Genomic DNA, 19,433 nt, shown 5'->3' on the forward strand with positions numbered 1-19,433 from the left:
ATGTTTAATAATAGCAAATATTAGTTTAGATATACCTTTCGATTTGCTCTAATGGAAATACAAAACTAGATAACTCCCAAAGTATTCTCTTGAGAATTGCCGATAATTGATATAGCTAGATAACATTTTAGCAACTTCCGTACATTTGAATGCGATAACATTATATTCAGTGTATTTACTATTCAGGATTTCTCGAAAATGTCACAAAAGCCAGGTAAGAAAATTGCACCTATCCCCATGTCTAATAATGTTAGCGTGGTTGACTTAATTGATACCTATTTTACCGCTTACAACTCAGCCCGGTTACGGGAAGCCTGTCAACTGCTGACTAAGGAAGTGTTTCAAGAGGGTGTAACTGTAGGGGTTAGCCTTTCCGGGGCGATGACACCCGCAGGTTTTGGAGTTTCCGCCCTTGCGCCCCTGATTCGCAATGGTTTTATTGACTGGATGATTAGCACAGGTGCAAATCTTTACCATGATATGCACTATGGTTTAGGTTTTGAACTGTTTGCTGGTAGTCCATTTTTAGATGATGTTAAATTGCGGGAAGAAGGAACTATCAGAATTTATGACATTATTTTTGGTTACGATGTACTGCTAGAAACCGATGCTTTTATTCGCAAAGTTCTCCAAGCAGAACCTTTCCAAAAACGCATGGGAACAGCTGAGTTTCACCATTTGCTAGGTAAGTGCGTGTGGGAAATAGAAAAGCAATTGGGTGTCAAAAATTCTTGCTTATTAGCAACGGCTTATGAATGTGGCGTACCTATTTACACTTCTTCTCCTGGTGATAGTTCCATAGGTATGAATGTGGCAGCTTTGGCGTTAGAAGGTTCAAAGTTGGTGATAGATCCCTCTATTGACGTAAATGAAACAGCAGCTATCGTCTATGGGGCGCGAGAAAAGGACGGTACAAGTGCAGCGGTAATTATTGGTGGTGGTAGTCCTAAGAACTTTTTATTACAAACACAACCGCAACTTCACGAGGTTTTAGGATTGGAAGAACGAGGACATGATTTCTTTGTGCAGTTTACCGATGCACGTCCTGATACCGGTGGGTTATCCGGTGCGACTCCCGCAGAAGCTGTGAGTTGGGGTAAGATTGACCCAGATGAGTTGCCTAGTGCGATCGTTTGTTATACCGATAGTACGATCGCTCTCCCATTGGTGACAGCCTATGTTCTCAATCAGTGTCAACCTCGTACTTTGAAGCGGTTGTATGATCAACGGGAAGCATTGTTAGATACTTTGCAAAAAGATTATTTAGCGGCTAAAGACAAGCCGGTTGTTAAGGAAGAAGGGACTGAGGAAGTAGCGACTTATCCTTGCGGTACACCTGTGAAACGTTAAGGTTTTACTTTCATACTTAGTAGAGTCTGTCACTTTTAATAGCCAGTAAGTTATCGAGTTTGACGCACTCTACTATGCAAAAGCACCTAAAACGCTTTTCATTACCACTGCTTGTGCATAAATAATTTTGGATAATTACTTGTTGCCTGTTGAAAATGAGGTGAAGAATGGAACTGGTTTGGCTTGAGTTGAATGGCTACAAAAGGTTTGCAGAATTGTCGAAGATGCACGTGGGAGGCAAACTTGTCGCTGTCGTCGGACCAAACGAAGCAGGAAAAACTTCTTTGCTGCGTGGATTATTTCACTTTAACAATGTAAATGCTTTTGTTCGTGATGGTGCTTCGCAGGAAATCACTCGTGGTAAGAACTTAGATGATGAGCAGATAGTTGTGGAGTTTACGTTTGCAATAGAAGATGATGATCGTTCTCAGCTATCTAGCGAAGTTGCCGAGGCAAAAAATGCGAGATGGTTTGCAGTCCGTAAAACAGTTTCAGGAAAAATTATCACTGAGATCAAAGATTGCCCTAAACGAGACCTTACACTTCGGCATAAATTAGCCAGCAAACTAAAAGAAGTAGCCGATTTAAATGAAATATTTTTAAACGATGACATTGCTATAGTTTTAAATTCCGAAGATGAATCACTTAATAGTAGACAACTGAGCATTCTTCGCAATATTGTGAACTCCGCCGATCAAGGTAATGATATAGTTCGGAGTTTTGCTACGCAGCTATCAGAGCTAATTGCATATGAGGAACGTGATCATCCAGAAAACATAGCAAAGAAAATACTATTGGCACGTTGTCCTAAAGTATTACTCTTCAAAGATCAAGACCGAGATCTTTTACCAGACTATGATTTAAACAGTTTCTACAAATCAGAACAACAGAAAATACAATCATTGCAGCCTATACCACCTGCACTTAAGAATCTAGTAAATACTGCAAATTTAGATTTAGAAGAGTTGTATAAAGCGCAATCTAGACAGGATCGAGGTTGCATTCGGACAATTCTAGATAAAGCGAACTCAATACTTAGTCAACGAATACAAGATACATGGAAGCAATCAAAACTTTCAGTAAATGTTGATTTAGATCAATGGCGACTCACAATTCTTATCAAATCTGAGAACGGCGACTATGTAAAAATTGCTGAACGGAGCGACGGTCTAAGGCAATTTGTAGCACTTCTAATGTTTCTTTCACAAGAACCAAATATGAGCGTAGCACCAATAGTGTTAATTGATGAGGCCGAGAAGCATTTGCACTATGATGCACAAGCAGATCTCATCCAAATGTTTACTCGACAAGATGCTGCATCAAAGATAATTTACACGACACATTCAATTGGTTGTCTACCAGAGGATCTTGGAGCAGTAAGGATGATTGCTGCCGAGGAACCCCATAGCAAAATCATCAATTGGTTCTGGGATAGTGACGTACCAGGTTTTTCAACCCTTCTATTCGCAATGGGTGCGAATACCTTAGCATTTATACTTATGAGATACGCCATCATTGCTGAAGGTGCAGCAGATATGATTCTCGTGCCTGCTCTTCTCAAGAATGTCCTGGGAAAAGACGAATTAGGATTTCAAGTGGCACCTGGTTTATCAAGTGTCAACAGTGAAGGTATTGCGATAATCAACAACCAATCTCCCAGGACAGCTTATCTAGTAGATACAGATGAAGGTGGTAAAAAAATTCGGGGGCAGATAATTGCTGCGGGTGTACCACAGGAGCGAGTTATTGATCTACCAAGCATTCATGGCTTGGGTACGGTTACAGCAATTGAAGATTTTGTTGATCCAAAGTCTTATGTAAAAGCCGTTAATGAAGAACTAAAACTTTCATATGGAGATAATTTTCAAGTAACAATTGCCGATATTGATGGTCCAAATGTATCGAAATTACTGGAAATATGGTGTAAAAAAAAGAAAATTAAGGCTCCAAGTAAAAGAGCAGTAGCATACCGTATGATTGAGGGTCAATATGATTATCAATTAGTTCGGAGCGATGCAGCCCAACAACTTTGCGAATTGTACCAATCTTTAAACAAAGCATTAGGTTTGAAGTAGATACAGCGGTTTGCATAGTTGGAAGGTACACATCTAGCCGTCAAGAGTCCTACACCACAAGAGTTTCATTATTTAAGCTTGTACCTCCTAACGGCGAAATCCGCTGTATCTAAGATAATTGACCTTAAAGCTCTTTCTGGTTTCCTCTTTAGTGATTAGATAGACTGTCTCGATTAACTGCGGAGCCTGACTACCAAACAGATAGCCAGCAGAATCACTGCGGGTAATGGTGGGTATCGTAAAAATCAACTGAGCGCGATAACACTGGCAATGCTTTCAGCAATCATTTGATAATCTTGATCTCTCATCATATTACTTTTTAAATTTTAATTTATTTAAATAAATAAATATCATTAGGTTTTACTTTATAATACTCTCGCATTTCTTCCAGTAAGTTAATTTCATCCGTATTTTTAGCTTTCCCCAGTAAACTGCTGAAAGTTATAATATCAGGATATAATTGCAGTTTTTCGTTATTACTTATATTTTGAATAAGTTCCAAACCTTCTTCCACTTTATTAACTTTTTTTATCAAAGTATTAAGTGTTATGTCATTAGGTTTGATCTTCAATTGGCTGAACTGCTGCGTTAAGCATTTTGAGTATTGTTGATTTCCCTGAACCGTTTTTACCAATCAAAACATTCACGTCTTGATTCAGTGTCCAGGAAAAGTTATTTCCCCACAGATTTTTAATTTCAACTTTTCTTATATACATAGTTTTTTAGTTTATGAAGGTATTCCAAATGTTGGTTAAGAAATTTCAGTTTGTATATTTTTTACAAAATGTCGCTTTATCCTAGTATTTAATACTACATCAAAGTTACAATTAAATCAATTTCCAAATAAATTTGACCTTTATCTCCAAATCTGCCCTCAATCATATTCTGCCACTAACTCCTGTTTCATTAATGCCAAAAATATGATGTATGACATGAGGATATTTTTCTCTGGCCATTTTACTGGCTACTTCTTGATCTTGATCAATAAAATAATCACCGCTATCAGGTTCAATGGCAATATACCAACCATAGTATTTATCTAATATCTCTGGTTTTAAACGCTTAAAAATCACCCAACAACGTTCATAAAATGCCTGTCTTCTAGCTTTTTCTTGAGCTTTTCTTTCTTCTGTCCACTGAATTTCGGGAAATACTCGACCACGCCGTACAACTCTTTGGGGTGTAGATTGTGTCATTATTGATCACCTGCTTAAAGTTAATTATCTATCTTAGCATATTGGGGTAAATTGACCACTTTTTTTAAGATAATAAGCAGTATAATAATAAAAGATATTAAGGAGTTTAGATAGTCCATGCCAACGATCAAACAGAGATTTACTGTCATTATTGAAAAAGAAGATAATGGGTATGTTTCCCTTTGTCCAGAATTAGATATTGCTAGTCAGGGAGACAGCATAGAGGAAGCAAAAGATAATTTAAAAGAAGCAATTGAATTATTTTTAGAGTTGGCTTCACCTCCAGAAATCAAAAATCGTCTTAAAAGTGAAATTTTTATTACTAATTTAGAGGTTTCTATTGGGTAAATTACGAGTATTTTCAGGGAAAGAAATCTGTAAAATTTTAGAGGATAACGGCTTTATACAAATTAGACAAAAAGGAAGTCATATTGTTATGCAAAAACAAATAGAAGACTCTACTCTGACTGCTATTGTACCTAATCACTCATCTGTTAAATTTGGTACATTAATGTCAATTATTCGTCAATCTCAATTACCTCGTTCTTTATTTGAATAATAACCCAAGTCGCTAATAATCTAATTGAAGCTGGTAATGGGTAATTGATTATAAAATCCTAATTGTAATCCTGTTAATCCTTAAATCCTGGAAATCCTGATTCAGACAATTTCCTGAACCCTACAAAAAAACACCCATCCAGTTGTTGATCTGAATGGGTATTAATCAAATAAAATCTGCAATTCAATTATCAAACATTCCCGTAAACAGGAATAGCTGCACCTCGGATATCTTTAGCAGCTTCTGAAACTAAAAAGCAGATAACTTGGGCGATAGATTCTGGTTTTACCCACTTATCAGCGTTTTCTGCACCCATAGCTTTCTGGTTGGTGGGGGTATCAATGACACTAGGGAGAACAGTATTGGCGGTGATATTAGTTCCTTTGGTTTCATCAGCTATAGCTTTCGTTAAAGCTATCACACCAGCTTTAGCCGCAGAGTAAGCGGCTAATTTTCCCGCAGGTTCAGCACCAGCACGAGAACTGACCGTAACAATGCGCCCATAGCCGTGTTCTAGCATACTTCTCAGGCTATATTTACAAGTTAAAAAAGTTGTATTTAGGTTTAACTCAAATTCCCTTTTCCAACTGTAATAACTATATTCGTGGGTTTTCCCCATTGAAAATCCACCCACGAGATGAATTAACACATCAACCCTTCCTATGCGGCTGATCACATTTTCTACCGAAGCTTCTTCCTCCAAATTAGCAGGGATAAAGTGAATTCTGGTAAAATCTTCAGGTGGAATAATGTCTTTCAGATGTTCTACATCTTTAGAGTGATGATAAGGAATTGTCACCTCTGCACCTTGAGCGAGAACTGCTGGCGTTACGCCTAAACCCAGTCCACCAGTACCGCCTGTAAGTAAAACTTTTTTGCCTTTCATTAAAGATGCACTCCTGAAAGCACTCATGATTTACGATAGCGTCATAGGAGGAATCTGACATCTCACCTAAGGACTGACACATCACAGGTAGTTTCTGGAGGCACTATTACCAATTACAAATTAGTAATTATTCCGTCATCATCTATCCAATAAACTTTCACATAAGTCGTCCAAATTTTTTCTAACATCCTGCACAGAAATTACACCCATCTGACTCACAATGCAAATTAGCCAAAGTCTCCATACAGCCATACTTGTCACCGACTTAGAACGTTCAGAAAACTTTTATGGTAAAGTATTAGGATTAGCAAAAATAGACCGCACCCTTAAATATCCTGGTGCATGGTATCAAATAGGCAATTATCAAATTCATCTGATAGTTTCCTCATCTGTTCCCACCGATAATCAAAACGAAAAATGGGGACGTAATCCTCATATTGCTTTCTGTGTTGCTGACTTAGAAACTGCTAAAACAGAATTGCTCAATCAAGATTATCCCATTCAAGCTAGTGCTTCTGGCCGTGCTGCTATTTTCACTAAAGATCCAGACGGAAATGTGATTGAATTGGCTTCATTGTGAAAATTATTGTTTATATTTACACAGATCCTTTATTAGAAACTTCTCCCGACGAAGCTATTTGGGGTTGGGAGGTAGATAGAATTTATCAAGATTTCGGTAAGAGAAACCAATTACAGCAACTCTTCATTGATTGTCAACAAGAACCTGCCAATTATCTCTTGATTCGCCGCTTAGAAGAATTGGGGGATAAAATAGGAGAAGTGAGCGATCGCATAACCCAACTCGAAGCAATGGGGATAATAGTAATTGCGACAGAACAAGCATACACCTCAGCAACTGCCAAACCCAGTATCGAATTACTAGATTTACTACAAGAAATCCAACGAGAACAACGCAGTCGCCGCATTCGTCAAGGACACGCCCGCAATCGTCTTGAAGTCTCTCCACCACCTGGTAAAGCACCCTACGGCTACCGCAGAGGTAAAGGAAAATATATTATTGATCGTAGTACTTCGCCTGTAGTCAAAGATTTTTTTGACAACTTTTTACTCTATGGTTCTCTACGTGGTTCAGTTCGTTACTTAGCGAAAAAATATAACAAAAAAATCTCTGTCACTACCGGACGGCGTTGGCTGACTAATCCAGTTTATCGTGGTGACACTGCTTATCAAAATAGCGAAATTATTTCTGATACTCATGCAAGTATTATTTCTAGGGAAGAAGCCGCCCAAGTTGACCGACTTTTACGCCGCAACAGCCGTTTAGCACCTCGTTCCGCCAGTGCAGCCCATTCTTTAGCAGGTTTAGTTAAGTGTAATCAGTGTCAATCTCCGATGACAGTTACCCGTGTTACTCAGCGATATCAACATCAAGAGTATCTCTATTTACGTTGCACAGATTGTCCCCAAAGCCCTAAATGTCGAGCTATTTCTTACCAAGAAATTTTGGCAAAAACGATTGAAACCGTTTGTCATGAATTACCTCAAGCAGTTGCAGGGATTAACTTTCCCCACATGGATGCTATTAACAATAGTTTAAGTGATAGGATGCCTACAGCGATTGAAGTGATCGCACGTCAACAAGAAATCCTCGAACAGCTACCCATCTTAATAGAAACTGGAGTTTTGGATACAGAAACAGCTAAAATCAGGGCTTACAAACTCCGCACACAAATTTCTCAACTTCAAGCCAAGTTAGCAACTCTCCCACCCGTTAACTTGCGTTCTGTTGCTCAAGCTGTTTCTATTCCCCAATTTTGGTTAGACTTGTCAGAAGTAGAACGGCGATTTTATTTCCGAGAATTTATCCGTCAAATAGACATAATTCGCCAAAATAATGCCTGGGATTTACAGATAATTTTCATTTTTTGATTTGTTATTAGTAGGTAAGGGGGAAGCGGGTAAAATTACCAATTACCAATTACCAATTACCAATTACCAATGATTTTAATCTTCATCTTGATTTCTCTCTGATTTTGGTGATTTACCTGCATTCCGTACATTCATCACCTTACTCAAGAGATCAAACCAAAATGGCGCTCCCATTGCAATAGCAATACCACTAATTAACCAACCAGTCATCATAGTTAATAAACTACCAACTGGCACACCTTTGATCTTGAAAGGACTCCAACTCAATTGTTCTTGTCTATTATCTTGTGTCCACCCAATTGGTAAATTAACATCCTTTAAAATTTGCTTAGTATCTATATTACTTAGGTTAGAAGAATCAGATTGTTGTTCTAGTGTTTGTACAGCTTTGTAAACAATTGCTTCTCGCAACACACTATCTTTAGATAAGCGATCAACAATGTGAAAGGTATCTGCATTAGCACCAAAAGCTAGAGTAATACCGATTAAAATTGCTACTCCTTTAGCATTTCGTTTATAAACCCCACCTGCTCGCTGCATGGAACTATCAAAACTATCTTCAATTTCTCTCCTTAATATTTTAATCCCTTCCTCTGTGCTTTTAGCTCTATATTGCGCTCGTTTAGCTATGGTTTCAATATTTTTATTCATCCCAGGTGGTAGGCTATTAATCAATTCTTTAATAGTTTTATATGTTTGACTATCTTTGTTTTTTATATCTGTTTTAATTTCATGATACATAGCATTACTCGTATTCATCAATTGCACAATTTCGTTAATACTCGGCTTTAATCCTCCTAGAATTATTGCCTCTTCAATATTTGTAAAAATGTGTTTATAGTAAGCTTGTAAACGCTTCCAAGTTTCTGTTAGTATTTTATTTTCGTCTTCTATATTCGCTTGAAAATTATCTATATATTTCTCTAAACTATCCTTCATCCGGTTTACACTGGTATCTATATCCAGCTTACTGCTTTTGAAATCAGCAACAATATTTGTATATTCTGTCTTGAGATTTTCAAAATCATCATTTATGTCTTGGGCTATATAATTTGATAATTCAGTCAGCTTTATTTGTCTGAGAGACCTAGTTAAAATTGTTTCAACTTCTTCCAATCGTTGGGTTTTGAATTTTTCCAGTCGGACTTCAGTTAAACTGTGGATAATTTTTGGTAGTTGCAATTCTTCTATCAGAGTTGTAGCAAAAGTATCAGCAGAAATATAGGAAGGCGCACTATATTCTTGATCAAGAGTTCTTGGCTCTTTTGAAGACCTAGCTATTAATTTCTGGATTAGACGAATTTTATCTGCTATAAACCAAGTAAATTTTCTGGGGAGAATAGATACAAATCCTTTTGCTTCTTGGTTGAGGCTTTTAATTAAAGGATTACTATAAATAGTATTGACTAGTTGAATTACTTCTGATTTCTCGGCTCCCTCTAAATTTCCAGATAAGAAAATTTCAATTGATTTCTTTAAATGTACAGCACGCCATTGTAATACTGTCGAAATCAGTTCTTGAATTTCTGATGCTAACAAACTTAAGATTAAGTAAATGAAAATTAACCCTAGGGCGACATCTAAAATAAAAGGTAAGCGCATTATACAGAATCCTTCAGGATAATTGACCAGTGGACGATTGTATTCTTTATATCATTTAATTTAAAAAATGCTTGTTAAATTTCTTAAAAAAATAACTAAGAAAAATTTTCTCCAAAAAATTATCATGATCGAGAGAAAACTGAGCTAATTTTGGATCTAGCCATTGCTTATATTAAAAGTGTGCCAACATAGGAGACTAACTCTCATCTCCATGTAATCAAACCAGCGAGTAAAATGATTAGCATAAAATATGCAAGAAGGAAGCTTTATTTGGAGTCATCTAGAAAAACAGCATCGCGCAGTTGAGAAATGGATTGATTGGTTATGGCTAATAGTGTTGCTGTTGGCCGCAGTAGTACTCTTTAGCATCAATCTTGGGGGAGTACCGTTACGAGATTGGGATGAAGGTACCGTAGCACAGGTAGCCAGAGAAATTTGGCGGGCCCCAGCAGGTTCTATGCGCTGGCTTTACCCGATTTTGGGAGGTGAACCATATCATCACAAGCCACCCCTTATGCATTGGCTAATTGCTTGGGCTTACTCCCTAGGTGGTGTAAATGAATGGACTACACGTTTACCTGGTGCAATTATCACCGCAAATTCAGTACCTCTAATGTATTGTATCGGCAGAGAGATATTTCATCAACGTTGGGCTGCTGTTTATAGCGCCTTGGTTTATCTAACAATGCTACCGATAGTACGTCACGGTAGATTGGCAATGTTAGATGGTGCGGTTGTCAGCTTGTTGATGGTAATGATGTTGTGTATGCTGCGATCGCGTCGAGACTTACGTTATTGTCTTGGTATCGGTATCAGTTTTGGGTTAATTTGTCTGACAAATGGCATGGTGGGCATTTTATTAGGTGCTATCGCCGCAGTTTTTCTCTTTTGGGACACCCCAAGATTGCTGACTAGTTACTATTTGTGGATAGGCATTTTCATCGGCAGTTTACCTGTGATGGGGTGGTATTTTGCCCAGCTATTACACTATGGTTCCTATTTTGCCCAAATGGACTCAGTAGATCAACCCTTTAATCAGATGAGTCAAGCAGCTAAAAGTCTGTATAAAGCCCCTTGGTATTATGTCCTAGAACTTCTCAAATGGTCATGGCCTTGGCTGGTATTTTTACCACAAACCTTGCGTTTAACCTGGGAAAATCGCAACCTAAGTTGGGCAAAACTGATCATAGTCTGGACTGGTGTTTACTTGTTACTCATTTCCCTGATTAGCATCAAACAGCCTTGGTACATAATCCCAATTTATCCAGGTTTGGCCTTGGGTTTTGGTTTTCAGTTAGCAGAGACTGAAAATTCCCGTCTATTCTCATCCTATCCCCGCATTTGGATAACTGGTTTTGCCATACTGGCAGTAGCAGCTTCTGCTGGAAGTATTTATTTTAGTTGGGATAGCTTAGGCAAAACCGACTTACAGATGATTTTGGCCACAGTAGCTTTGACTATGACTTTAGCAGCAATTTTAGCAGAACGAGGCGATGGACAATTTCTGAAAATTTTAATTTGGGGAAGTTATATTTCACTCCTGTTGTTAATGAAATCTAACTACTGGGTGTGGGAATTAGGAGCAGCCTATCCAGTTAAACCAGTCGCCACAATGATAGCGCGTGCTAATCCCACAGTTCAGAAAATCTACACATCACTTGCCAATTATCGGCCATCGTTGGATTTTTATAGCGATCGCACTATTACTCCTGCTTCTAATGGTGAACTGCAATATTATTGGCAGCTTAACAGTCAACCCTATTTCCTTTTGAATGCATCTGATTTAAGTGACCTCAACCTCAAATCTATCAAGGTAGTTGATCAAGCTGAAGGTTGGCAATTAATTACCAAAGACAGCAATCGATTGTAATTAAAAAGTGATGAGTGCTGAGTCTAGAAATTCACAATTTTAATGACTCAACTCTCATCACTACAATAGAACACTATGTTAAGGTGTTATCTTCAATCTTTTCATTTCCTGGCAGATTTGGTTGGTTGTAGGTAGTGTTTTTCTGTGTAACAGCAATTGTAGTCAATAAAATTGCACCTCCTACAGCTAAAGCCACTAAAGGGCGCTTGAGAAGAACTAAATCTCTGATCACCCTAGCTAAAGGTCGGCTTTGACGACGTAACGCCGAAGCAATAACAATTTGTTTCCAAGTAAACGGATCACGGACATAGTGACCACTTTTACAAACTACAAGCCTTTCTTGACAATATGGACAGGTGAATAAGCCCATATAAGTCTTTATAGGCTGTGTCCTGTTATTTCGTTGGCAAATCGGGCAAGTAACATAATGATTATCAAAAGTGTGTATATTCATCTAGCTCGTCTGCCTAATCCATTTACTCGCTCTATAACAATAGCTATATTGAAATTTACCCACCACTCAGTAGCCTCGCCAATATAGTCTGAACATTTATCGTGCATCACACATACATTTCTCTGGTTACTAAGGAGAGCTACATGGTCGTAACACGAGTATAGCCAGATTTGGGTCATAATGACTCCTAGTTACAGCTTATTGCAGCTATGTTCACGAAGACCATTGTTAATTGACTATTCTGATCGAGAATACAGTCAGAATTCACCCACCCTGAAAGGATGCTAATTGACCACTAACTATTAATTCTCTCTCATTTAACCATTCTCCTCACAAAAATTGTGAGTAGTTCTCTGGTTTTATCAAAGCTTTGTAAATTAGGCCAAGCCAGCATACTTGTCTGGTAGCTAAATGATGGCTCACAATAAGAAGTAGCAAATAAAAATTTAAATTTTTTCTTACATTTACCCCCCTCTCTCCATGACTCTCTTGCCTCCCACTCAACTGAGGAAGGTAACTGAATTACCTGCCTTTGCCAAACCTTCCGCCCATTTAACTCACCTCATTAACCGTTTGCAACCATCCCCGGAAACAGTTGTGCTGTTTTTAGCCATACTAATTGGTGGTAGTACTGGTATGGGTGTAGTTACATTTCACTATTTAATCCAGCTGATTCAGAAACTAATGCTGGAAAATTTCATGGGACAAATTGGAGTCTGGGGTGCTTGGACTTTAGCCTCTGTTCCCACCCTAGGGGGACTTATTGTTGGCTTAATGCGCTGGCGGACTCAAGACTTTGGCCCCGGACTTTCATCTCTAATTGCCGTCTCTCAAGGTAGAGAAGTTAAGAGACAACTACGACCAGTAACTAAAATGATCGCCGCAGCTGTGTCTTTAGGTAGTGGTGCATCTTTAGGTCCAGAGGGTCCGAGTGTAGAAATTGGGACTAATTTTGGAGTTTTGTTGTCTGATGTACTACAAGTTTCTGAAGAAAGACAGCGCTTGCTTTTGGGTGCTGGTGCCGCAGCTGGTTTAGCTGCCGGATTTAATGCTCCCATCGCTGGAGTATTTTTTGCCCTAGAGGTAGTAATGGGGGCTACATCTTTTGCTACTTCTGCTGTAAGCGTAGTATTACTTGCTGCGGTGGTGGCAGCCTTAATTGCTCAAATTGGTTTGGGGGCGCAACCTGCTTTTGCCTTACCTGCTTACCAAGTCCGCAGTCTCTTAGAATTGCCGCTTTATGTTGGCTTAGGTTTAGGTGCAAGTCTAGTTTCTCTTACTTATACAGAATTAGTACGTTTGGTTAAAGCTGGCTTTGCGGGAAGAGTTCCAGGGTTTAAGTTTCTGTCTCAAATTCCTCAGCCTATTCAGCCAATTATCGGTGGCGCAATACTTGGGTTAGTGGCTTTGCAGTACCCACAAATTTTGGGTATTGGTTATGGAACTGTGCAAGCAATGCTGCAAGATCAGGAGTTTTCCCTTAACTTGTTACTCGTGTTAATGCTATTAAAATTGCTGATGACGGCAATTAGTGCTGGTAGCGGTTTTGTGGGTGGGTTGTTTGCACCGGCAATGTTTTTAGGTGCTTCTTTTGGGTCAGCTTATGCTAAATTTTTGGCTTTTTTAGTGCCAAGTATTGGTGAATATATGGCTGCTTCCCCAGCTTATGCAATGGTGGGGATGGCTGCTGTTTTAGCCAGTAGTGCCAGAGCGCCCTTAACCGCTATTTTAATGTTGTTTGAGTTAACCCGTGACTACCGCATTGTTTTACCTTTGATGGCAGCGGTGGGTTTAAGTGTATGGTTGGTGGAACGCATCAAACCAACTTTTAACTCTAATTCCAATCTTCAACAGATCGGTCTTTCAGAATTAAAGGATGAACAGGTGGAAATTGTGCAGCAAATTTCAGTAGCAGATGCTATGCACTCCAGCCCAAAAAAGCTGCCTGCCACTATTGGGGTTTTAGAAGCTGCGATGGAAATGATCCGCGATCGCACACGCAGTGCTTTAGTAATTGATACCGCAGAAAAATTAGTTGGTATCTTGTCTTTGGAAGATATTAACCGTACTCTTTCTCTTTGGCAAAATTACCAAAATTACCCTGCTGAAATCCAGGCTAATTTTTCTTCTCAAACTCTTATAGACATCTGTACAACTGACATTCTCTATGCTTGGCAAGATGAACCTTTATCTGAAGCTTTAGACCGTATGGCGCTGCGGGGTTTGCATCAGTTACCTGTTGTAGCACGAGACAACCCCGATTGCATTTTAGGATTACTAGAAAAAGATCAAATTGCTTTAACTTGTAATTTGGCAGCTACGAACAAGGCACTACAGCGCTATTTGCCAGTTCTGCCCACCACAGATATAGTTATTGGTCACTAGTCATTGGTTATTAGTCATTGGTAAACAACAGATAACCGACTAATGACTCATGACTATTTATTCATCTGTTGCTTCTACTTCAGCATCTTCCTTGTCTTCAGGGTCTACTTGCCGGAGTCGAATGTGCTTCTTCCCTAAAGTGATGATAAATTCATCTCCAGGTTGAAGATTCATCTGTTTTGTATAAGCTGAACCTATCAGTAAGTTGTTGTTAGATTGCACGCTAATTCTATAGCTGGCACTGCGTCCACCACGACCATTGGCACTAGGTGTACTATCCAACTGAATGCCCTCTGCATCAATTAGGGCATTTAAGAATTTCATCATATTGACGCGCTCTATACCATTTTTGGTAACAGTATAGTAGCCACACTGTTTAGCTTTGTCTTCCTTGCTTTCGCTCTCTAGCTCCTTAACTTTTCTGAGCAGTTCTTCGCCGACTAGGGGGTCAATTTTTTTCTGTTTAGGCATCAACTTAGGTCGAAAATGAATGTTTGAAGTGGTTGAATCGATTTTATTTTAACTGATACTGAGCTAATAGGAACATAATCCTTTATTTTATCTCAGCATAGCCAAGTATATTACACTCGCAGACAAAATTGTTGCACAATTTTCAATCTTGTCAAGACATTTTATCAAAATTATTTTTGATAATGCTGATATCTATAAGAATCCTATTTGATTTGTGAACTTACTCTCTACAAGACACAGTTCGCTTTCGTCAAGATAGGTAAGAGGGCATAAGGAAAGAATTTTATCAAAGATTTGTTGAGTAAGTACTATATATAGTTTATGAATTCCTGCTAGACTATATTTATTTAAGTTTTTTAAAGTTACCCCAAAGTTAACCCAAAAAAGTCGTCTGCTCACCGAAGACAATCTCTCACGGACAAAATGATCAGCAAAACTGATCCTTAGTCATTACTGATGAATCATTGGTCAGTCATACAATAACTGATAACTGATAAATGAAACTAACGACCAGAGGACACTACAGTGTTAAAGCATTGCTAGATTTGAGTTTACAGCCAGGATATGGTCCTGTATCTGTAAGATCAATTGCCAAGCGCCAAGATATTCCGGCTCCTTATTTAGAAAAGCTGCTGATAGAAATGCGTCGTGGAGGGTTAGTGAAATCAATTCGCGGCAGCATCGGTGGCTATCAATTAGCAAGAGAGCCTCTCCAAATTTCTGTAGGGCAAATTTTAGAGGCAGTTGGTGAAAATATGACTCACTTACCCCTTAATAGTTCAACACCAGCGCAAGCTGAAGATTGGGTAACATTCACTTTGTGGCAGAGGCTTAACCAAAAACTGAAAGAAGCTTTGTACAGTATTACCTTGGCAGACCTTTATTATGATGCTCGTAGTTGGCAGGCATCTCTTGGCGAAGAAGCTAGTTTTGTTGTTTAGTCATTGGTCAGTGATCAAGAAATAGGGAATAGGGTAGAAATTAATCAATGACCAATAATGAACAATATATATTAATTTTTGCTGCCTTGTTAGATTACTTAGTTGGTGATCCTTGGGGTTGGCCTCATCCAGTACGAGTGATGGGGTGGGTGATTTCTCACTTGAGTAAATTTTTACTGCAACAGTGTCAGAGTTCTCTAACACAGCGTCTAGCCGGAATTGGACTCGGACTGATCCTCATCATCGGCAGCGGTTTAACAGGCTGGTTGATAATTCTAATTGCTAAATGGCTAAATCCATTGTTAGGAATTGCCCTACAAAGCATTCTCCTAGCCAGTTGTTTTGCTCTTCATAGTTTGCGTAAAGCTGCTATGGATGTTCTTCAACCTTTAACAATAGAAAATTTAGGCGAAGCACGACAGATTTTAAGTAATTACGTGGGTAGGGATACAGAAAATCTTTCAGAAACAGAAATTTTGCGAGCAGTTCTAGAAACGGTAACAGAAAATGCTACCGATGGAGTCATGGCTCCCCTATTTTATGCAATTGTTGGAGCATTTATACCATTTGTTGGAGTAGTACCTTTAGCTCTGGCATATAAAGCTAGTAGTACTCTAGATTCAATGGTGGGTTATCGGGAAGCACCTTATACTAATATTGGTTGGTTCAGTGCGCGGTTAGAAGATTGTTTAACTTGGCTTCCCTGTCGGTTGACTGTGATAACTTTGGCGCTGTTATCAGCTAAACCCTCAGATATCTGGCGAATCTGTCGCCGGGACGCGATTAAAGACCCCAGTCCCAATTCTGGCTGGAGTGAGTGTGCCTATGCTGCGGTTTTAGGTGTACAAATGGGAGGGACAAATTGGTATCGTGGAGTGGCTAAAGATAAACCACTGTTAGGAGATGCTATTTATTCCATCACTCCAGATTCCATTCACAAAGCTTTACAACTGACTCGATTTTGTTTTTTGTTGTGGTTGGGGGTAGCAATATTTTTAATTCGTAATTCGTAATTCGTAATTCGTAATTCGTAATTCGTAATTCGTAATTCGTAATTCGTAATTCGTAATTCGTAATTCGTAATTCGTAATTCGTAATTCGTAATTCGTAAATTCCTTCCCCTCTCCCCCTCTCCGCGTCCCCAATCCCCAATCCCCAATCCCCGCGTCCCCAATCCCCAGTATTTATGTCTATGAAAGTAGTTGAAATTCTCTCATCGGAAGAACTGCGACGAACCTTAACCAGGCTTGCTTCTCAGATTGTAGAAAGAACACGTGATTTGTCGCAATTGGTACTTTTGGGTATTTATACTAGAGGTGTGCCATTAGCAAATTTATTAGCACGTCAAATAGAGACTCTGGAAGATGTCAGCGTGTCCGTTGGAGCATTAGATATTACATTCTACCGTGATGACCTCGATCAAATAGGATTAAGAACTCCAGCCAAAACCGATATTCCTTTTGATCTGACAGGAAAAACAGTTGTACTTGTAGATGATGTTATTTTTAAAGGCAGGACAATTCGTGCTGCGTTAAATGCAGTCAACGAGTATGGTAGACCGGAAGTAATTCGTTTAGCGGTGTTAGTAGACAGAGGTCATCGAGAGTTACCAATTCATCCAGATTTCGTTGGCAAAAAATTACCTACTGCTAAAGAAGAGATTGTCAAAGTTTACCTACAAGATAACGATGGACGCGATGCAGTGGAGTTGATTGCTAATTAAAATAATTCGTAATTCTTGGCAAATAAATTATCTAGCTAGTTAGATGAAAGAAGAGAGTAATTTCATTCCTGTTCAAAAATGTCTAAATAATTAATGATTGAGAACTGTACTGATACTTTGTAATAATTGGTTTGCTGTGTAAGGTTTGGATAAAAAATCTTTAACACCTAGACCATAGGCTGCATTTACCTTATCTGTAGTCCCTAATCCGCTGATAGCAATAACTTTAACGTTGGGATTAATTTTTTGCATGGTACGAATGCTAGTTAGTCCGTCCATACGTGGCATTCCCATATCAGTTAAAACTAGAGATATTTCATCACGATGTTCTACGTATAAGGCTATTGCTTCAATACCATCACGGGCTGTAATTACTCTATAATTATAGTTTTCTAATGATATTTTTGTAATATCACAAATGGCAGCTTCATCATCTACAACTAATATGAGTTCTTGATTACCTTGAGGCCAAGATATTTCTGTTGTTTCTAGAATTTCTGGTGTGTCTTTTGCTGGTAAATAAACTTTAAATTGACTGCCTTTTTTTTCTTCACTATAGACATTGATAAAACCATGATGATTTTTAAGAATTCCCAATACAGTAGATAGACCTAAACCAGTTCCTTTGCCAAGTTCTTTAGTAGTAAAAAATGGTTCAAATATCCGATCTAATATTACTGGTGGAATACCAATTCCATTATCAGTTATTGTAATGATGATGTAAGGTCCAACTTGAGCATCAATATGCATCTGGGCGTAATTTTCATCAACTAAAAGATTTTCGGCAGTAATTTTTAAAGTACCACCATTAGGCATAGCATCACGAGCATTAACACATAAATTCATTAAGACTTGATGTAGTTGAGTAGTATCACCAGATACAGTCCAAAGATTTTGGGGAATTTCAGTGATAACTTCAATAGATTTAGGAAAAGTTTCTTTAATAATTTGCTGAATTTCTATCAACAAATGTTTTAATTGTAAAAGTGAATGCTTTACTAAAGAGCTACTATTATCACTATCTAGCCCACGAGTAAAAGATAATACTTGCTTAACTAAGTTTGCCCCTCGTTTAGCATTGGCAGTCAATATTGGAATTAGTCGTTGAGAACGTTCTTCTTTGACTTGAGTTTCTAAAAGTTGAGCAGTCATTAAAATTGGGGTGAGGACATTATTTAAATCGTGGGCAATACCACTAGCCAATGTGCCAATACTTTCTAAACGCTGGGTGCGTAAAAGTTGAGATTCTAGTAGCTTTTTTTGAGTAATATTAGTGTTTACAACTAAAATAGATGGTGCTTGATAACCCAATTGAGGTACTAATGTCCAACGACTTTCAACAATGATTTCTTGATCATCTTTGGTAACTTGATACAGTTCACCCTCCCAGCAGCCATTTTTCATGAGAATTTGGAGTGCTGCTGACAATTTAGATAAGTCTTTTTCCTGCCAGAGGTTTTGTGTCTTTTTTGTCAGGGCTTCTTCGGCTTTCCAACCGTATAAATATTCGGCAGCTTTGTTCCAATATGAAATTTGATTATCTAAATCATGGACAAAAATGGCATCAGTAGCGACATCAAGTAAAGCAGCTTGCTGACGGATTTTTGCTTCTGTTTGTTTGCGTTCAATAGCGTAGCGAATCGAACGTTCTAATAAAGGTGCTGTTAGTTGACTTTTCTCCAGATAATCAACTGCGCCTACTTTCATCGCTTCTATATCTATTTCCCGATCACCCTGGCCAGTCAGTAAAATAAAGGGACAAGTGTAACCATTGTTCATGGCTTCTTGCAACAGTTCCAATCCATTATGCTGCCCTAAGCGGTAGTCTACCAGATAGATATCATGTTGGTGTTGAGCGATCGCATCCCTAGCTGTTTCATAATTCTTCACCCATTCCAACTCACAGCCAGCCACCTGAAATTCTCTCAACCACTCACGAATTAAAATATAATCATCTTCATCATCATCTATTAACAAAACTTTGATGGGGCTGTTATTCATAATTTCCTCGCACTGCTTATCAGGGCAGTT

General features: G+C 38.5%; 19 protein-coding genes. 11 read left to right on the forward strand and 8 right to left on the reverse strand.

Features of this window, described 5'->3' with window-relative positions; translation table 11 throughout:
* Positions 1 to 198 precede the first annotated feature (198 nt).
* Entirely contained in the window at positions 199 to 1,350 is a 1,152-nt protein-coding gene (gene speY, locus ANA7108_RS0116130) for a deoxyhypusine synthase (protein ID WP_016951838.1), read from the forward strand.
* Positions 1,351 to 1,517: 167 nt separating this feature from the next.
* Positions 1,518 to 3,425, forward strand: a complete 1,908-nt coding sequence (locus ANA7108_RS0116135; RefSeq protein ID WP_016951839.1) for an AAA family ATPase — start codon at positions 1,518 to 1,520, stop codon at positions 3,423 to 3,425.
* Positions 3,426 to 3,756: 331 nt separating this feature from the next.
* On the opposite strand, the gene ANA7108_RS0116140 is transcribed toward ANA7108_RS0116135, so the two are convergent.
* From ANA7108_RS0116140 to ANA7108_RS0116150, 3 genes are all read right to left on the reverse strand, one after another.
* Positions 3,757 to 4,059, reverse strand: coding sequence for a hypothetical protein (locus tag ANA7108_RS0116140; protein ID WP_237741518.1), 303 nt, complete (start codon positions 4,057 to 4,059; stop codon positions 3,757 to 3,759).
* Entirely contained in the window at positions 3,980 to 4,141 is a 162-nt protein-coding gene (locus ANA7108_RS31400) for an AAA family ATPase (RefSeq protein ID WP_016951841.1), read from the reverse strand. Before ANA7108_RS31400 ends, ANA7108_RS0116140 begins: the two co-directional genes overlap by 80 nt.
* A 162-nt stretch (positions 4,142 to 4,303) precedes the next feature.
* The gene (locus ANA7108_RS0116150; RefSeq protein WP_016951842.1) at positions 4,304 to 4,621 is read right to left on the reverse strand and encodes a hypothetical protein; all 318 of its coding nucleotides are present in this window, start codon (positions 4,619 to 4,621) and stop codon (positions 4,304 to 4,306) included.
* A gap of 117 nt (positions 4,622 to 4,738) precedes the next feature.
* On the opposite strand from ANA7108_RS0116150, the gene ANA7108_RS0116155 reads away from it, so the two are divergent.
* Both ANA7108_RS0116155 and ANA7108_RS0116160 read left to right on the forward strand, forming a co-directional pair.
* The gene (locus tag ANA7108_RS0116155) at positions 4,739 to 4,969 is read left to right on the forward strand and encodes a type II toxin-antitoxin system HicB family antitoxin (RefSeq protein WP_016951843.1); all 231 of its coding nucleotides are present in this window, start codon (positions 4,739 to 4,741) and stop codon (positions 4,967 to 4,969) included.
* The gene (locus ANA7108_RS0116160; RefSeq protein ID WP_016951844.1) at positions 4,962 to 5,180 is read left to right on the forward strand and encodes a type II toxin-antitoxin system HicA family toxin; all 219 of its coding nucleotides are present in this window, start codon (positions 4,962 to 4,964) and stop codon (positions 5,178 to 5,180) included. Before ANA7108_RS0116155 ends, ANA7108_RS0116160 begins: the two co-directional genes overlap by 8 nt.
* Before the next feature lie 190 nt (positions 5,181 to 5,370).
* On the opposite strand, the gene fabG is transcribed toward ANA7108_RS0116160, so the two are convergent.
* A complete protein-coding gene (gene fabG / locus ANA7108_RS0116165; protein WP_016951845.1) occupies positions 5,371 to 6,066 on the reverse strand; it encodes a 3-oxoacyl-ACP reductase FabG in 696 nt (231 codons plus the stop codon).
* A 220-nt stretch (positions 6,067 to 6,286) separates the two neighbouring features.
* On the opposite strand from fabG, the gene ANA7108_RS0116170 reads away from it, so the two are divergent.
* Together ANA7108_RS0116170 and ANA7108_RS0116175 are read left to right on the forward strand one after the other, a co-directional pair.
* Positions 6,287 to 6,646, forward strand: a complete 360-nt coding sequence (locus tag ANA7108_RS0116170; protein WP_016951846.1) for a VOC family protein — start codon at positions 6,287 to 6,289, stop codon at positions 6,644 to 6,646.
* On the forward strand, positions 6,643 to 7,956 hold the full coding sequence (locus ANA7108_RS0116175; protein ID WP_016951847.1) for a recombinase family protein: 1,314 nt from the start codon (positions 6,643 to 6,645) through the stop codon (positions 7,954 to 7,956). The genes ANA7108_RS0116170 and ANA7108_RS0116175 overlap by 4 nt, the downstream gene beginning before the upstream one ends.
* 75 nt (positions 7,957 to 8,031) lie before the next feature.
* Here ANA7108_RS0116175 and ANA7108_RS0116180 read toward each other — a convergent pair whose 3' ends face one another.
* On the reverse strand, positions 8,032 to 9,558 hold the full coding sequence (locus ANA7108_RS0116180; protein ID WP_016951848.1) for a hypothetical protein: 1,527 nt from the start codon (positions 9,556 to 9,558) through the stop codon (positions 8,032 to 8,034).
* Positions 9,559 to 9,808: 250 nt separating this feature from the next.
* On the opposite strand from ANA7108_RS0116180, the gene ANA7108_RS0116185 reads away from it, so the two are divergent.
* Positions 9,809 to 11,428: a glycosyltransferase family 39 protein gene (locus tag ANA7108_RS0116185; RefSeq protein WP_016951849.1), complete on the forward strand. Its 1,620-nt coding sequence runs from the start codon at positions 9,809 to 9,811 to the stop codon at positions 11,426 to 11,428.
* 73 nt (positions 11,429 to 11,501) lie between these two features.
* Here the strand turns inward: ANA7108_RS0116185 and ANA7108_RS0116190 are convergent, their stop codons facing one another.
* Complete coding sequence (locus tag ANA7108_RS0116190; RefSeq protein WP_026104232.1) at positions 11,502 to 11,882, reverse strand: hypothetical protein; 381 nt, start codon at positions 11,880 to 11,882, stop codon at positions 11,502 to 11,504.
* Between the two features lie 480 nt (positions 11,883 to 12,362).
* Between ANA7108_RS0116190 and ANA7108_RS0116195 the strand changes: the two genes are divergently transcribed.
* Positions 12,363 to 14,267 (forward strand): chloride channel protein, encoded by a 1,905-nt coding sequence (locus ANA7108_RS0116195; protein ID WP_016951851.1) that lies wholly within the window; start codon positions 12,363 to 12,365, stop codon positions 14,265 to 14,267.
* A gap of 57 nt (positions 14,268 to 14,324) precedes the next feature.
* Here the strand turns inward: ANA7108_RS0116195 and ANA7108_RS0116200 are convergent, their stop codons facing one another.
* Complete coding sequence (locus ANA7108_RS0116200; RefSeq protein ID WP_016951852.1) at positions 14,325 to 14,738, reverse strand: AbrB family transcriptional regulator; 414 nt, start codon at positions 14,736 to 14,738, stop codon at positions 14,325 to 14,327.
* Between the two features lie 497 nt (positions 14,739 to 15,235).
* Between ANA7108_RS0116200 and ANA7108_RS0116205 the strand changes: the two genes are divergently transcribed.
* The 3 genes from ANA7108_RS0116205 to pyrR all read left to right on the forward strand — a co-directional run bounded on the left by ANA7108_RS0116205 (position 15,236) and on the right by pyrR (position 17,402).
* Positions 15,236 to 15,679: an Rrf2 family transcriptional regulator gene (locus ANA7108_RS0116205; protein ID WP_016951853.1), complete on the forward strand. Its 444-nt coding sequence runs from the start codon at positions 15,236 to 15,238 to the stop codon at positions 15,677 to 15,679.
* 47 nt (positions 15,680 to 15,726) lie between these two features.
* A complete protein-coding gene (cbiB, locus tag ANA7108_RS0116210; RefSeq protein WP_016951854.1) occupies positions 15,727 to 16,692 on the forward strand; it encodes an adenosylcobinamide-phosphate synthase CbiB in 966 nt (321 codons plus the stop codon).
* Positions 16,693 to 16,865: 173 nt separating this feature from the next.
* Positions 16,866 to 17,402: a bifunctional pyr operon transcriptional regulator/uracil phosphoribosyltransferase PyrR gene (gene pyrR / locus ANA7108_RS0116215; RefSeq protein ID WP_026104233.1), complete on the forward strand. Its 537-nt coding sequence runs from the start codon at positions 16,866 to 16,868 to the stop codon at positions 17,400 to 17,402.
* Between the two features lie 90 nt (positions 17,403 to 17,492).
* Here pyrR and ANA7108_RS0116220 read toward each other — a convergent pair whose 3' ends face one another.
* Positions 17,493 to 19,403, reverse strand: coding sequence for a response regulator (locus ANA7108_RS0116220; RefSeq protein WP_016951856.1), 1,911 nt, complete (start codon positions 19,401 to 19,403; stop codon positions 17,493 to 17,495).
* Positions 19,404 to 19,433 lie beyond the last annotated feature (30 nt).

Origin of the sequence: Anabaena sp. PCC 7108 (genome assembly GCF_000332135.1) — a bacterium.
Taxonomy (GTDB): Bacteria; Cyanobacteriota; Cyanobacteriia; order Cyanobacteriales; family Nostocaceae; genus Anabaena.